Raw genomic sequence first — 16521 nt, 5'->3', positions numbered from 1 at the left:
GGTAATCCCCCCATTTTTAGTGGGGCCCAGCCGTAGAATTTACGCAGCTGTTTTCAGTTTCATAGCGGGTGTCATCCCGCCAATGCCCATGTTGGGTCGCTCGTTGTTGTAAGTCCAGAGCCATTCCGTTGCCTGATCTTGTGCCTCCTCTATCGTTTCGAAGATGTATTGCCCGAGCCACTCACCGCGAACTGTGCGGTTGTACCGCTCAATGTAAGCGTTCTGCTGCGGCTTGCCGGGCTGGATGTATTCCAGCCGAACATTGCGTTTCTCGGCCCATTCCATCAGCTTGCCACTGATATATTCGGGGCCATTATCGACTCGAATTGCTTGCGGTTGACCGCGCCATTCAATGATCTGGTTCAAACTGCGCACAACCCGTTCTGCGGGCAGCGAGAAGTCCACTTCGATGCATAGGCCTTCCCGATTGAAGTCGTCCAACACGTTTAACGTCCTGATCGAACGGCCATCTGCCAGCTGGTCCGCCATAAAATCCATCGACCAGGTCTCATTGGGCCTGTCAGGAACCGCCAGAGGTTCGGGCTTGTCCCGTTTCAACCGCTTCTTGGGCTTGATCCGCAAGTTCAGCTCAAGTTCACAATAGATCCGGTAAATCCGTTTATGGTTCCAGCCATAGCCTTGGACGTTGCGCAGATACAGAAAACAAAGGCCAAAGCCCCAGTTGCGCTTGTTTGCTGTCAGACGTTCCAGCCAATCGGCGATCTCTTCGTTCTCGTCGCTCAAAACAGGGCTGTATCTGTAGCAGGTCTCGCTGATCTCGAACGTCCTGCATGCCAACGCAACGCTGACGCCGTGCCCCGCGACCGCGTTCATGGCCATCTCTCGCCTCTGAGACGGCCTTAACGCTTTTTTCCAAGAGCCTCCTTCAGCAAATCATTCTGCATGCTCATCTCAGCATACATGCGCTTCAAGCGACGGTTCTCTTCCGCCATATCCTTCATCTCGGATATCATCGACGCGTCCATCCCGCCAAACTTAGCCCGCCATTTATAAAAGCTGGCGCTGCTCATCCCATGCTCACGGCAAAGCTCCGAGACCGGCACACCGCCCTCTGCCTGCTTCAACACTGCCATGATCTGGGCGTCGATGTATCGTCCGTTCTTCATCGTAAATCTCCTCAGATATCTTGCCGAGAAAATTCTAGTTTTGAACACCACTAATTTTAGGGGGGATTACCGAATGAGGTATGCCGCATCTGAAAAGTTAGAGATCATTCGACTGGTCGAAGAAAGCCACCTGTCGGCACGCCTGACGCTGGCCAAACTCGGCATTCCCCGCACCACATTCTACCGTTGCTATGATCGCTACCTCCAGCGTGGTGAGGCTTGGACTGCATGCACTCTCGAATGAGGGAGCCTCGAGCAGCAGGTCAATGGTTTTGCGCAATTCGCGGCGCTCGCCGAATAAGTGTACCTAGCAGAAGAGTTTTCTTAGCTGGCGGAAACTTTGCGACACTACCGGGAGAGCGACGCCAAAAAGCCGAGATACATAAGGCCAACAATTTCGTGGACCGCCTCTATCGCTTCAAAACTTGATCACTCAGCGTCCCAGCCAATCATCAAGCGCTACGTTTGTATTGTTCGTCGCCTTTAACTATTCTATCTTCGTTCGCATCAAACGACGTGCTGAAATAAGCTGCCTCACCTTGCATGACTTCAATATTGCCACCCAAGCTTTGCAACGCAGCATTCGTTTCTTCGGCCATCGCGGCATTTTGCTGAGTTGCCCGGTCCAGTTCACTAATGGCAGAGTTCATTTCGTTCAACCCTACTGATTGCTCCTCTGCAGAAGACGCAATATCGAGAATCTGAGTCAGAACGTCAGACATACGGTGGTCAATCTTTTCAAGCGCGACCTCGACCTTACGGACTTGATCTGCGCCTTCCAAGACTTGTTGACTCGATGCGTTGATCAGATGGGCGATCTCCCCAGCCGCTTCGGCCGACCTAAGCGCCAATGCACGAACTTCGGACGCCACAACGGAAAACCCCCTGCCCGCCTCACCTGCGCGGGCCGCTTCAATGCCTGCGTTCAATGCGAGTAAGTTGGTTTGGAACGAAATATCATCGATCATACTCGTCACTTTGGAAATTTGTTCGGATGAATCTGAAATACGATTCATTGCATCCATAGCCCCTGCAACGATTTCAGCCGACTTTACCGTTTCTTCCTTGGCCAGCTGAGCTTCGCTACGAACATCTTGGCTAAGCGTCGCAGTACCTTTTACAGAAGTGGTCAGCTCCTTGAGGGCTGCCGCGCTTTCCTGCAATGTCTCGGCCTGCCTTTCGGTGCGTCGAGACAAGTCATCGCTCGCGTCACGAATTGACGACGAATCTTCGACAAGCCCACCAAACTGCCCAAGCAGATCCGCCAGCACGGTGTCCACTTTGTCGACAGCCACATTAAAGTTCTGCCGGATCGCATCAAGATCACCAAGATCAGGTTCAATACGTATCTGAAGATTACCCTCGGAAAGAGCAGTCAAGGCTCGGCTCGCTTCTTGCAGCGTAACTTGAAAAGCGGTCGTATCAATCGCAAATTTGACGACCTTTACAACCGTACCAGCGGCATCACGAATGGGATTATAACTGGCCTCGATGAAAATTTCACGCCCGCCTTTGCCGATACGCCGGAAGCAATCACGCAATGTTTCACCCGACCGAAGCTGATCCCAAAACGCGCCATAGTCAGGGCTATTATAGTAGTCAGGATCAACAAACATCGAGTGTTTTTTGCCGACGATCTCGTCCAATTCATATCCCACTGCGCTACAGAACACGTCATTTGCGTGCAGGATTGTACCCTGTGCGTCAAACTCAATCACGGCTTGCACAGTTTCAATTGCCTTCAATTTTGCCTCAACCTCCGCCTCTTTGTCTTTGGCTTTTGTGATATCAAAAGCGTACTTCACGACTTTAAATGGGCGCTTTTCTGGATCAACCAGCGTCTCATATGTTGCTTCCAACCAAAGTGGTGTCCCATCTTTATGAACTCGCATGACTTGACCACTCTCAGAAGAACTTTTCCCGAGCCGCCCCCAAAACTCACGATAGGCATCCGTATCGGCTTCGTCTTCCGGCATAAAGATGCTGTGTTTTTTCCCAGTGATCTCTTCGAGAGTGTACCCTGTAGCATCCAAAAAATGTTGGTTCGCATTCAAAATGGTGCCATCGAGACTAAATTCAATGACCGCCATAGTCCGCGCGATAGAATCAACCATGCTGCGATTATCCCGGCGCGACAAATGATATCCAGTAATATCTTTAGCCGTGAATAAAATGTTCCCTTTTTTATCATCAGCTTCTTGTAGCGGGCAGAAAGTTGTATCTAGCCATACCTCATTGCTGTCGCGGTTCAGATACGGCCTGATCCGTTCAACATGATCACCCGCTAAAATTGTCGCTTTCAGCTCTTCCGTATCTGCGGAACTGATGTCTTTCTCACGCAGGAGCATTGTATAAGGCTGCCCAATAAGGTCTTCAGACGCATACCCCGTGGCTTCCACTAGCTTCTCATTCACAGAAATGAACCGCCAATCGGGTCCAATCGTCGCAATGATGTGACTGTTATTAATCGCGTCGAGCATTTCATTGCCAAATCCGACGGCTACTTTTGGAGAAGAATTTTTCTGAAACAGCATTTGTCTTACCTCATGTGTCGTCTATCTTTGACAATCAATTTGTCGTCGCACGCTAACAGTTTCACCACATTTTCGTTACCAACACTTTATCATCCAGCCGGTTTCATCAAAAATTCTACCCTTAGGGGAATATTTTCTGAGCATGAACAGTTGGAATTTACACTGCCCTAGGCCGGCGACAGCCTATGTTTTGAGCGAATGAGCGCAAGTAAATATCTTAAAATACAACTTCGTAAGAAAATCCAAAAGTCCCTCATGACTTAGCGAGGGTATTGCTAATCCGAAACACCAGATCACCGACAACACCCTCAAAATTATTTTTCCAATCAGATAAGAGTAGCACACGCGGCATTTATAGAGCTCATGTGGCTGTTTTTAGTTTCAAGAGGGGAACATATCGCGTGTACCCGCGTTGGATCACTCATTTTTGTAAGTCCGGATATATCCAGTTACTTTGTTCCTCGTCGACATTTTATCGATGCGTTGCCCGAGCCATTCGTCCCGCTGCCCGGCAATGATTTGGGCTTGTCGGGGTTTGATGCCGCTCTTTTGATAGCATTTACTGCAACAAAGGATATCGACCATCGGACTGAAACGAACGGACGAATTTGGCCAAGGTGCGGTACGCATCGCGTTGACCAGTGGGCTGACACGTAAGCAGATTGCTGATGATCTTTGCCTGACAGGGTATTGCGCAGCAATATCCCGAGAAGGTGGGTGTTGGATGCTGACGCTAAACAAATGGATCACGGCGCATCCCCTGCTCGGCGGTACATGTTGACAGGAGGGCGGTATGTGCTGTCCGGACAGGCCATCTTTGCAGATGATACCCTGATTAAGATGCTTGCCCCTGGCACCAGTAAGACGGCGACGGCGCGTCTATGGGATTACGGCCGTGATGAAAGTACTTGGCGCAGCGACATCCCACCCGCTAGCTAGTATCAGTTCTCCCCAGACCACAAAGGGCAGCACTCCAAAAATAATCTCGCAAAATATCAGGGCTGGATGCATGCCTCCTCTCGGGACATTGCTCCGCAATGCCCTCCCGGGCAATGGGTGATTTGCTGGATTCGAAGGCTTCTGTCGTTCCGGCGGCATCCGCGAGGTGGCTGCACGGCGCACATCAGGCGCAAGTTCATCGATGTTCACCGCGCCCAAAGTTCGGCTACCGCAGATGAAGCCATAAAGCGCATCGCTCAACTCTAGGCGGTCGAAAAATAAGCGCTTGGATCGCCCCCCCGGTGGTCGCGCGAACTCGGGCAAATCGCCGCTGGCAAGTGCAATGCGCTATACACCGACGCGCATGCCAAGGCTGTGGCCCGACCTCAATCACAGCATCCTAGAATTAGAGAGCAACACCGCAGAACGAACCATGCGGTTTGTCGCAATCAGATGCAAAAACGATCTGTTCGTCAGATCACAGACCGGCAGCAAAACTGCCGCGATCATCTATAACACCAAACTGAGCCGCATCGAGCCTCAGGCTTTGCTGGGCGGTACCTTAGCACGCATCCCAGACTATAAATCAACCGCGTCGATGACCCATTGCCATGGAAAACGGCCTCATAGGGCGGCAGACCGGATGCTTATATGAATTCTGCGGCTGGAGCCCACTAACAATGGGAGATTACCCCATCAGGCTAGCACTAGGCGTAGTGCGCACAGGGAAAGTCACCGGCCTTCAGTCAAAAGCCGAGGACGCGCGCGCACCAAAAGGGGTTTCGACATCTACGTCCAAACTTGAAAACACCTCGCAGCAAAGGTCGCCAAAAAACCGCGCTGCCCGAGGGAATATGATCGTCTCACCATCATATTTCCTGACGATTTCGGACCGCGCGCGCGCACCTAGTTGGCCCGCCAATTCAGGGGCATCTATTATATCTTGCAACGCTTGCACGACGTCCCCCGTGGCCGTTGGATCAACCAGCAGACCGCTCTCACCATGGGTCATAAAATCCTCAACCGGCGCAGAACGCGCGGCAACGATTGGCGTCCCACAGGCCATTGCTTCGACAAAAGACCACGACAACACGAAGGGCGCAGACAGATATAAATGCGCATTCGACGCCTGAAGAAACTTGACCATACTGCGGCGCGGCACGAGACCCACAAAGTGAATCCGAGACACATCAAGATCTAACGCCTCTAACATGCGCTCTTTCCACGATGGGCCCGGGCCCTTGGCACCATACGCGACCCGATCATCTGCAATGATCACAACATGCACGTCATCGCGCAGTTTCTGCAACGCCTCGACGGCGCGCATCACGTCCGGAAACCCGCGGGTCGGCTCCATTCCTCGGGCGATATAAGTGACCAGCTTGGCCTCGGGTGGTACACCTTGCGCCTCAAGGAACGCCGTATCGCGCGGAGCGGGGCAATGGGTTTTGGTGTCAAAACCATCATTCAAAACGGTGATGTGATCTTGGATCTTGTCGGGGAACGTCGACGCTTGGTACTGCGTCGGGCACACCGTGGCATCCGCCGCGCTGAAATCGAGCCAAAATGGCGCATTTCGCGTCCGGGCTTTTGCGCCTTCTTCAACCGGGTGTTTGGGGGTGAAATCAGCGGTTCGGTCCGCATGGGGGTAGGTGTAGTACCATTCTGCGTATTGCACGTATTTTGTCTGCGGCCAGACGTCCTTGACGAAAAAACCAACCCCCCACCCCGAATGGGCAACAACAACATCCGGCTGGTATCCTTTTTCTTTTAACGCCAACGCCGTGCGCACTAACCCTTGCCCCGACAGCACAGCACGTTCGGTACCGATCAGATAGTGATGGGTCTGTTTCGACGGCTCGCGGTGGATCTGAAACGGAACAATATTAAGGAGATCTGACCGCACATCATCGCGCGCAGTGGCGTATGTGACATCCCAACCCTGCCCTGCGAGCCAATATGCCAGGCGTCCAAATTGCGCGGGATAGTTTTTGTGTATGAATAAGATCTTCATAATTTGACTCAAATTTGCGGGGCCGGTTGAATAAAATCTTCCGGGCGAAGCTGCGCAAAGATAATCGCCAAAGCTTTACCTCAGGTTATCAGATGACCTACGTAAAACCGCCATTTGACGTGCATTCGAAACCCCGGCGTAATTTTCGGCATTCATTAGCAGACTGTTAAAACTTTTGCTTTCTATTCTCGCACTGCGATGGGTGGTGTCGTAGTGGTGAGTGGATTTGTGTATGAGTACGGGGACATCAAAGCCCGGCGTAGGTGCGACTGCGCCGACGCAAGGCAACCAGAAAAAGGTCGAAAAAGACCCGAGTTCGGTTCAAAATAGCGGCGAATCCGGCGGGGCAGACGCTCAGGTTGGCGCATCAAGCGCGGCTTTGCTCGGCGTTTTACCGGTGTTTGAACAAGCCGATACAAGTCAGAGCTTCATCGTGGACGACCCCACAGGCGCGCCTGCACCGGATGCCAACGGGGTTCAGCTCTCCTCAGACGGCGCAGGTACGCTCGCACCATCCGAACCTTCGGCGGCCGTGTTCTCGTCTGGATCTCAAAACGGCGCGGCGGACCCATTCGGGCCACCATCGTCATCCCCCGCGCCCATTCAACTCACGCCGCGCACTCCCATCGACGCCCCCTCGACAAACACAGATGCCAATATCCCTTTTGAAACGCCCCAAGCCCGTTCAGGGGAAGTAGACGCCGCAACCCCTCGGGGAAACAACGAAAATGTTGCGGCAAGCGGATCAGAAAGCACGACGTTTTCCATCCCCACTGGTCTTGGTGGCGACACCATCACCGGCGGAGAGGGCGGCAGCTTGGGCGGCATTGATGCCTCGGTACCGTCGGGCCCAGTGACCGTCACCTACACCGCCGACGAAGCTGGCACGATTTTTGATGGCGCAGAGACGATCACCTTCGAACAGGTCGAACGCCTGACCTTGACGGATGGCGCAGACAGCGTCGATGCGCAGACATATTCCATCGCCACTGATTTCCACATCGATACCGGCGCCGGCAACGATACCGTTTCTGGGTACGCCGGAAACGAGACCGTCCTGGCAGGGGCCGGTGACGATCTGCTCGACATGCAGGGCGGTGATGACAGCGTCGAGACCGGCACGGGCAACGACACCGTTTACGGCGGCGCGGGCGATGACATTATATCGAACGTATCGGGAGCGGACAGCGTGTTCGGGGGCGATGACGCCGACACATTACAGATCGCCAGCGATTTTGATGGCACAACATTCGCCGGTGGTGAAGGCGGGGACGACAGGGATGTGATTGACGTCTCTGACGCCGCAGGCCCAGTCACAGTAACGTATTCTGGTGACGAAGAAGGGGTGCTCAGCGATGGTACAAACACCGTCACCTTCTCCGAAGTAGAAGCGCACATCCTGACTGATGCCGCAGACATCGTAGACGGTTCGCAAGACAGCGCAGGCATTGAGATCGCAGCAGGCGGCGGCGACGACAGCGTGACCACAGGGTCAGGCGACGACCTGATCTATGGTGGCGATGGCAATGACCAGATCTACTTTGGCGATGGCGACAACACCGTCTATGCCGGGGATGGCGACGACCGTGTAGATGAATTTGAAGGGAACCCAGATTACGCCGGGTCCAACTATGTGGATTTGGGCGCAGGTAATGACCTGACCTATTCGGGCCTCGGCGATGACACCGTATTTGGGGGCTCTGGCGACGACAGCATCTTTGGGGAAATTGGCGACGATTACCTTGATGGCGGGTCTGGTGATGACGAAGTGAACGGCAACACCGGCAACGACAGCATCGAAGGTGGCGACGGGAACGACACCCTGTCGGGCGGCAGTGGCGCAGATACCATCATGGGCGGCACCGGCGTTGATGACATCGATGGCGGGATGGGTGATGATAATCTTGATGGCGGATCGGGCGATGACACCCTGATCGGCGATGCCGGCAACGACAGCATCGCGGGCGGTGACGGAAACGACAGCCTGTCGGGCGGCAGCGGTGCCGACACCATCATGGGCGGCACGGGCGTTGATGACATCGACGGCGGGTCAGGTGACGACAATCTTGATGGCGGATCAGGTGATGACACCCTGTTCGGCGACACCGGCAACGACAGCATCGAGGGCGGCGACGGAAACGATAGCCTATCGGGCGGCAGTGATGCAGACACCATCACCGGCGGCGCGGGTGTTGATTACATCGATGGTGGGTCCGGCAACGACAATCTCGAAGGTGGATCGGGCAACGACAGTTTAATCGGCGATAGTGGAAACGACAGCATCGCGGGCGGTGACGGCAACGATAGCCTGTCGGGCGGCAGTGGTGCGGACACCATCATCGGCGGGTCCGGCGATGATCGTATCAATGGCGGCATCGACAATGACACCCTAGATGGCGGATCGGGCGCGGATACATTCATCGTCGAAGACGGCTTTGGTACGGACACAATCATCGGCGGTGCGGACTCCGATGTGCTGGACGCAAGTGCGCTAACCAACGGCGTCACGGTCACCTACAGCAGCAATGACACGGGCACCCTGACAGATGGAAATGACGCGGTCAGTTTCTCTCAGACCGAAAAACTGATCCTCACGGATCAGGGCGACTATGTCGACGGAAGCGCCGCAGAAACCACCATTATTTCCGCAGGCAAAGGCGATGACACGATCATTGGTGGCAATCAAACTTTTAGCATCGGCGAACTGATCGATGGCGGCGAAGGCAACGACAGCATCGATGGCATGGGCGGTCGTGATACCATCTATGGCGGCGAAGGCGACGACACCATTGATGGCGGCGATTGGGACGACGTCATCCATGGCGGCGATGGCAATGACCTCATTGAAGCCGGCGAAGAGGCCTCTGTGGGCGATGACGACATCATCTATGGCGGCACGGGCAATGATACGATCACATCGGCCGAAACCGATTCCAGATCAAACGACGAGATCTATGGCGAAGACGGCGATGATCATATCTCGGTGGCAGGCGGCGATGCCAACACGCTGTCCGGCGGGGAAGGCAACGACACCATCCAAGGCGGGGTCGGCAGCGATATCATCGATGGTGGCGACGATTCTGACACCTTCCTTGTCAAAGATGATTTTGGGGCGGATACCATCACCGGTGGCGAAGGCGGCACTGACACGGACAGCGTGGATCTTACTGCGCTGACCGATGGCGTGACCGTCACCTATACCGGTGACGAAGAGGGCACGATTTCGAACACGGATGGTACAATGACCTTCTCCGAAGTTGAGAACCTGAGCTTGACGGATCTGGCCGATGAGGTTGACGCATCCAGCGACACGGCGGGTGTGAACATCGATGGCGCTGGCGGCAGCGACTATATTCAGGGCGGTCGCGGCGGCGACACGTTGACGGGCGGAGCGGATGAAAACCTTCTGATAAACGGGTCCTTTGAAGATGTTGCGAACGGGACAACCAAGCCTCAGGGCATCGAAAAGAACACCGTTGAAGGTTGGGTCGATGCAAACGGCTACGCCTTCGAAATGCACGACAGTGGCACGCAAGGCATAACCGCAACGGACGGCAATTATTGGTTGGATACCGCAAATGTGACCGGCGAAGAAATGGACATCAGCCAGACAGTAGATCTCGAAGCGGGTGAAAATTATATTCTGTCTTTCGACGCAGGGGATCGCGACAAAAATCTGACCGGCGAGATGGATGTCTATTTCGGGGGGGAGCTGATTGCGACCATTGACCCCTCGGTCACCGATGTCATGGAAAACTACACGTTCGATTTGATCGGCGGATCAGGCGACGGATCAAACACGTTGCGGTTTGTGGACACAGGCGATTTGTCGAACAGCGGCCTTTCACTGGACAACGTCAGCCTCATCAACGCCGGGGAAGACACCCTGATCGGCGGCGAAGGCGACGACCTGATCTCGGGCGGGGCGGGCGACGACTTGTTGCAAGGCGGCGATGGCGCCGATACCATCGATGCGGGCGCGGGCGATGATTTCATCACCGTGGATCTCGTTGGTGGTGTCGACAACCAGATTTCCGGCGGGGCCGGTGTCGACACGCTCGACATCGAAGATTCGATCGGTATGGCCAGCACGGTCACCTTCACGGGCGACAACACAGGTGAGTTCACCACAAACGGGGCCTCAAGCGGTTCGTTTGACGGGATCGAGATCAACCAAGGCACCGATGCCAACGACGTCTTTGATGCGCGGCTCGACACGGACGGCCAACAGATTTCGGCTTTTGGGGGCGACGATACCCTCTATGGCGGCGGCGGGGACGATTTGCTGCAAGGGGGCGATGGCGACGATGTCTTTTACGTCGCCGCGATGCAAGGGAACGATACCATCGAAGGGGGCGAAGGTGCCTCGTGGAGCGATACGCTCCAACTCGACGGGGTGGGTGATGGGGCCGCAACCGTCGCCGGCAACACGGTCGATGGCGACGGCTGGACGTTGGTTCTGGACGGAGGCCACTCGGTTTCGTCCCTGAACAGCGGCGTGTTAGAATTCTCCAGCGATGCGTCAGGCGTTGTCACATTCGACGATGGCGGGTCCGTTACCTTTGTCGATACCGAACGTGTTACATGGTAACGCGAACACCTTAGGTCGATTTTAATCTGTCATGTTTACAAGGTCACTCGGTGGAGTGATTTATGAGTGAAGTGTCAGTATTAAAATCAGTAACGTGGGATCCTGCGATCCTTGCGGCATCGTTGATGGCAAACCTTCTGTCGTTGGCAGTGCCATTGGCAATGCTGCAAATATATGACCGCGTCATTCCCAACCAAGCACATGAAACCTTGATCGTGCTGGCCGCAATGGTCGCGTTGGCCTTGGCTGTAGATTGCGTCTTGCGTTTGTCCCGTGCGCGGTTGTTGGCATTCTGTGCGGGACAATTTGAACAGCTTGCCTATACCCGCGTGTTTTGGGCGCAGCTTATGGAAGATCCCGCGCAACGTATCCGTGCCGATGCCGGGACGCGCGTCACCCAGATGACCGCGATTGACCGTTTGCGCAGCCAGCGCGCCGACGGTGCAGCCGCCGCAATGTTGGACCTGCCGTTTGCAGGGTTGTTCCTCGCGGTTATGGCGTTTTTATCACCCGTTGTCGCGCTCACGGTTGCTGTGATGCTCGCGTTGACCTTTGTTGCGTTAAGCTTCTTGCGGCGTCGCGTCGACAAAGCCCGGACAGACCGGTTTGAAACGGATGCCCGCCGGTACAGCTTTTTCACCGAAGTGTTGGGTGGCATCAAATCGGTACGCGCGCTTCAGATCCGTCAGCTTATGACACGCCGTCAGGAACGACTGCTAACCCGGTCTGCGAGCCAGACCCATGACATTACCCGTGGCATTCACCACGCACAGGGACTAACTGCAGCCATCGGTAATATTGTCCCGCTCGTCACTGCCGCGACAGCAGGATTTTTGGTGGTCTCCGGGCAGGCCAGCATTGGCGTACTTGCCGCTGTCGTCGTTCTAAGCGGCCGCGTCGTTCAACCCGTTCTACGGGTCGAAGGGTATCTATCCAGCATGGAAAACGCTCGCCAAGCCGAAGCAGACCTTGCCGCCCTGACCGATGGCGCACAGCGGGTCTCGGGCCAAACGCCGCTTCGCCGCGTGGATAGTTTTTCCCTATGTGACGTGATAACGCGACCGGACCCTGAATTCGGCATTGTGATGGAAAACATCAACATAAATCTCAACAGAGGAGACTGTCTGTTGCTGCGCAGCGACGATCCGGTTGGTCTCTCAGTTGCCGCACGGCTCTTTCTTGGCGAACTCGCTTTGGAGCAAGGTCGCATCGAGATAAACGGTCACCCCGCAGACGAATACCACATAAGAGATCGCCAAGACAGGGTGCGACTACTCTCCGAAGATGCGCAGTTACTGGAAGGCACCCTGTTTGACAATATTTGCGCCTTCCGGCCGGACCGCCACAGTGAAACCGCAATACAATTGGCTCGTGAACTCGGGCTGCAAAGCGTTATGGGGTTTAGCCCACGTGGCCTGTTGACCCCGGTGCGCGCCGACAATGACGGGCTTCCCCAATCGGCACAACGGATCGTGTCAAACATTTGCGGGTTAGTGACGCTGCCCGATGTCGTCATATTTCAAACGGCAAATTCGGGGCTCGACCTCGAGACCGACCAAAAGCTACTGTCTTGGTTGAAAAAACGGGCGGCTGATCACATTCTCATTTTGATCAGCAACCGCCCTTCCTACATGGTGCTCACAACGCAAACATTGGATCTGTCGGATCACAAACGCATCCTTCAGGACGCTGTGTGACATGATGACTTCTGCGCATCCTAATCGCTCATCGCCGGTCCCGCCTCCCGCATCTTCGTTGCCCAGCGACATTGCACATTGGGATTATGACGCATTATTGGATGGTTTGCAGACCGGGGCCATTTCCGGGCTGCCCGTAGATCCACAGGACGCGCGCTTACTGCTCGGTTTGCTTGAGAAATTAGGTTGGGCGCCCGATGCGGGCCGCCTTGCGGGCGCGATGCCTTACCTGATTAATCAACTTGATCTTACCACCCTGCGTGAAGTCATGCGTAATCTCGGCTATACCTGCCGCGTGCAACGCCTAAAAGCGCATCAAATTCCAAAGGATATTGCGGTCGGATTGGTCGTAGGCGACGACAATCGCCTGTGGTCACTCGACACCACATCTCTCGACCAAAACGAACAATCACTGCGGCCCGCCGTCGGAACAACAAACGCCGAATATCGCACATTGCAGCGTATGCAACGGTATGACTTCGTTGATTTCGCCCCAAGCACCGCGCCGTTGGCAAATGAACGCGCCGCCCTTCGCGCCAGTTTCACCTTCGAAACCTTCATGCGATTTGCCCCAGATTTACGGCTTGCGTTGGTGTTGACACTGATCAGCGGCATACTCACCGTTGCCTTTTCAATCATGGTCATTTTCCTATTCGATCTCGTCGTGTCTGGCCAACAACCACGCGCAATCGCGGCGCTGATTTTGGCAGGTGGCGCGTTGTTCTTACTTGACCTCAGTTTACGCGCTCTAAAAGCGCGGTTGCTGGGGCGAATAGCCGGGCGATTTGAATTCATCCTCGGCGGCGCGCTCTTCGATAAATTGTTGAAGTTACCCCGCAAAATGATCGATCAAGCACCAATCAGTGAACAATCTGTCCGCCTGCGTGAATTGGAAGGGTTGCGGGATGTATTCGCGGGCCCGTTTACGATCGTTGCACTCGAACTTCCGGTCACGCTCATCATCGTAATGGCCATCGCTTTTCTTTCCCCACCGCTGGCTCTGGTCTTGTTTGGTCTTGTTGCCCTTTTCTTGGTCGCGGGCACGTGTCTTATTCCCACGCTCACCAAACGCGCAGGCGCACTCGCAAAAGCGCGGAACGCTTTGACGCAACACCAAATGGAGCTGATTCAAAAACGCGAATTCATCGCACGCAACGGCCTCGCCTGGCCGTGGATGGACAAATCGCGACGCGCCATCAGCAACGTCGTCACAGCACGATTTCGCCTGACCCGCGCTGCAGCCAGCCTCGAAGCGCTCTCGTATTTATTTATGCCGCTCGCAGCCACAAGCGTGATTTTCATCGGCGCAGAACGTGCGATTTCCGGGGCGTTAACCGGCGGCCAATTGGTCGCGGTGACAATGTTAACCTGGCGCGCAGTCGCGCCTATTCAGCAAGGTCTTCTGATACTGCCCAAAACGCGCGATCTAATGCGGCTGTTCCGCCAGATTGATACGATGATGCGGTTTGCCGAGGAAGAACGCCTCCCCGATATCGAAAAACAAAACCAACAGGTGCTGTCTCTTTCGGCATCAAACGTGTTTTTGCGAGGCCCACAGGCGCATGTGCCCACCCTCGCGGGGGTTTCGCTCGATATCCCTGGCGGGATGTTTGTCTCCGTATCCGGTGCGTCCGGGTCCGGAAAATCCGCGTTGCTGGGGGTGCTTTCGGGACAAATACAGCCACAAGCTGGACGCGTGCGCCTCGGAACGCTCAACCTCGCAGAAATGTCCAATGCAGCCGTGGGGTCCCGGATCATGCTAATCCCACAACGTCCGCTGCTGATCTACGGATCTTTGGCGCAAAATATGCGGTTTGTCGATCCATTGGTATCCGATGCACATATTGAAGAAATCCTAACTGAGGTCGGGTTAACCCGCCTACTGACCCGATTGCCAAAGGGGATCCACAATCGAATTGATCCTACCATCGACACAACACTCCTGTCTGGTGGTGTCCGCACCGCAGTCGCTGTCGCGCAAGCGCTCCTTAAAGAACCGTCGGTTTTGATGCTGGATGAAGCATCCGAGGACGTCGATCCCGCTATTGATGCCTCAATCATTGATGCCGTCAAACGACGCCGAGGCACCATGACCAGCCTGGTTGTCACCCACCGGCCCAGCGTCATCCGTGCGACCGATGCGGTCTTGCAGATCGCAGATGGCAGGGCACGTCTCCAGTTGAACACCCAAGCAAGGGATCAAGCCGTATGACCCAGTCTCCCGCAGAGAACAAACCTCACAATAACTCGCCCCAAAAGGCAACGTCTCGCAATGTAGATCCACTGCATATGCCCCATTCTGCACTGGACGAAGTCCGGGACAGTGTGGCGGCACGCTTGACGGTTGCCGCCTGTACTGCGGGTGTTGCTTTCGCACTAGTATGGGCGGCACTTGTGGAGGTTCAGGAAAAAGTATCAGGAACAGGGACGATTGAACCCCAAGGTCAAATCGAACGTATTGAACACCCAGATGGGGGCGTTGTGCGTCTTTTACAGGCCGAAAACAATGCAACGGTACCGCCCGGCGCACTGCTGTTGCACTTTGAAACCGACCATATCGAACGAGAAGCTTTGTCGCTCGCGGCTCGGATCGAGACATTAGAGGAAGAGGCGGCAAGAGTTCAGTTTTTGCTGCATGCAGATGGGCAGGCACTGCCCATTATCAGAGGAAATGGCGATCCGGGATCAGAAGCATTTTGGGCCGAACAAGTCTTTTTCGTAGCCCAACTTGACCGGATCACCGCAGAAGATGTCGGCCTAGCAACTCAAGTAGAAAGCGCGCGTGCACGAGCCAAAACCATCGCGCAAGAACAAAAAATCGTACAAGATCAAATCGCCCGGTATGGTCGCTACGTCGACAGTGGTACCGTACGGCTGATCGATCGCGAACGCCTTCAGCGCGATGCGCTACAGCTTTCGCGGACTTTGGAAGAGATCGAAGGACGACGTATCGAGCTTGAAAACACCCGCACAGAAAATGCACGGCGTCGGGACGAACTACTGGCGCAACGGCGTCGGGACGCTGCAGTCCGCTGGACCAAGGTTGAAGAAGAATTGACCACGTTGCGACAAGGGGCAGCAGATGCTGCAGCACGCATTGATCGCGCAGAAGTGCGCACCACTGTGGGTGGGAAAATCTTACGTCTGGAAGTGTTGCGTGCCAATGAGGTCGTCGCGCCTGGTGATGTCATCGCCGAAATTGTCCCCCCAGGCACCTCATATCGCGCCGTAGTCAACATATCAGCCGATCGCATCGGGTCTATTCGCCACGGTATGAAGGTGGATCTCAAGGTGGTGAGCTATGACTTCACGCGCTTTGGCAGCATATCTGCCATGGTGTCAGAAGTCTCACCGACCAGTTTTATTGATGAGACAGGCGAGGTTGTGTTTCGGGTGACGGTTAATCTGCCCCAAAGTGTCCCAACCGGCGACGGCCCGGTTGCCGTGCGTCCCGGCATGACGGTTACCGCTGATATCCTTACCGGAGAACGGTCAGTCTTGAACTATCTGCTAAAGCCAGTACGCCGTATTCAGGATCAATCGCTTACAGAGACCTGACACATGTGGATCTGTCGGGGTTTGATGCCGCTCTTTTGATAGCATTCACTGCAACAAAGGA

The 16521-nt window shown here is 54.9% G+C and carries 7 protein-coding genes and 1 pseudogene; 5 read left to right on the top strand and 3 right to left on the bottom strand.

What is annotated here, in order from left to right; translation table 11 throughout:
- Nucleotides 1-39: 39 nt before the first annotated feature.
- A protein-coding gene (locus tag ABJH13_RS01275; protein ID WP_348404402.1) for an IS3 family transposase occupies nucleotides 40-1127 on the bottom strand; the annotation gives its coding sequence in 2 pieces (ribosomal slippage) (nucleotides 40-866 and nucleotides 866-1127; 1089 coding nt in all).
- Between the two features lie 73 nt (nucleotides 1128-1200).
- On the opposite strand from ABJH13_RS01275, the pseudogene ABJH13_RS01270 reads away from it, so the two are divergent.
- Nucleotides 1201-1341, top strand: a pseudogene (locus ABJH13_RS01270) (helix-turn-helix domain-containing protein); the annotation flags it as partial.
- A gap of 238 nt (nucleotides 1342-1579) precedes the next feature.
- Here ABJH13_RS01270 and ABJH13_RS01265 read toward each other — a convergent pair.
- Both ABJH13_RS01265 and ABJH13_RS01260 read right to left on the bottom strand, forming a co-directional pair.
- Nucleotides 1580-3661 carry a PAS domain-containing methyl-accepting chemotaxis protein gene (locus tag ABJH13_RS01265; protein WP_348404401.1) on the bottom strand — a complete coding sequence of 694 codons (2082 nt, stop codon included), beginning with the start codon at nucleotides 3659-3661 and terminating at the stop codon, nucleotides 1580-1582.
- A 1681-nt stretch (nucleotides 3662-5342) separates the two neighbouring features.
- The gene (locus ABJH13_RS01260) at nucleotides 5343-6614 is read right to left on the bottom strand and encodes a glycosyltransferase (protein ID WP_348404400.1); all 1272 of its coding nucleotides are present in this window, start codon (nucleotides 6612-6614) and stop codon (nucleotides 5343-5345) included.
- A gap of 232 nt (nucleotides 6615-6846) precedes the next feature.
- Here ABJH13_RS01260 and ABJH13_RS01255 point away from each other — a divergent pair, with 232 nt between their 5' ends.
- The 4 genes from ABJH13_RS01255 (at nucleotide 6847) to ABJH13_RS01240 (ending at nucleotide 16460) form a co-directional block, all read left to right on the top strand.
- Nucleotides 6847-11205: a hypothetical protein gene (locus ABJH13_RS01255; protein WP_348404399.1), complete on the top strand. Its 4359-nt coding sequence runs from the start codon at nucleotides 6847-6849 to the stop codon at nucleotides 11203-11205.
- A gap of 62 nt (nucleotides 11206-11267) precedes the next feature.
- Entirely contained in the window at nucleotides 11268-12902 is a 1635-nt protein-coding gene (locus tag ABJH13_RS01250; protein WP_348404398.1) for an ABC transporter transmembrane domain-containing protein, read from the top strand.
- 1 nt (nucleotide 12903) lies between these two features.
- Nucleotides 12904-15114, top strand: coding sequence for an ATP-binding cassette domain-containing protein (locus ABJH13_RS01245; RefSeq protein ID WP_348404397.1), 2211 nt, complete (start codon nucleotides 12904-12906; stop codon nucleotides 15112-15114).
- A 125-nt stretch (nucleotides 15115-15239) separates the two neighbouring features.
- On the top strand, nucleotides 15240-16460 hold the full coding sequence (locus ABJH13_RS01240; protein WP_348404396.1) for an HlyD family efflux transporter periplasmic adaptor subunit: 1221 nt from the start codon (nucleotides 15240-15242) through the stop codon (nucleotides 16458-16460).
- Nucleotides 16461-16521 lie beyond the last annotated feature (61 nt).

The sequence above is a fragment of the Roseobacter sp. genome, assembly GCF_039970775.1.
Lineage (GTDB): Bacteria > Pseudomonadota > Alphaproteobacteria > Rhodobacterales > Rhodobacteraceae > Roseobacter.
This window is presented reverse-complemented; position numbering and strand designations above follow the sequence as displayed.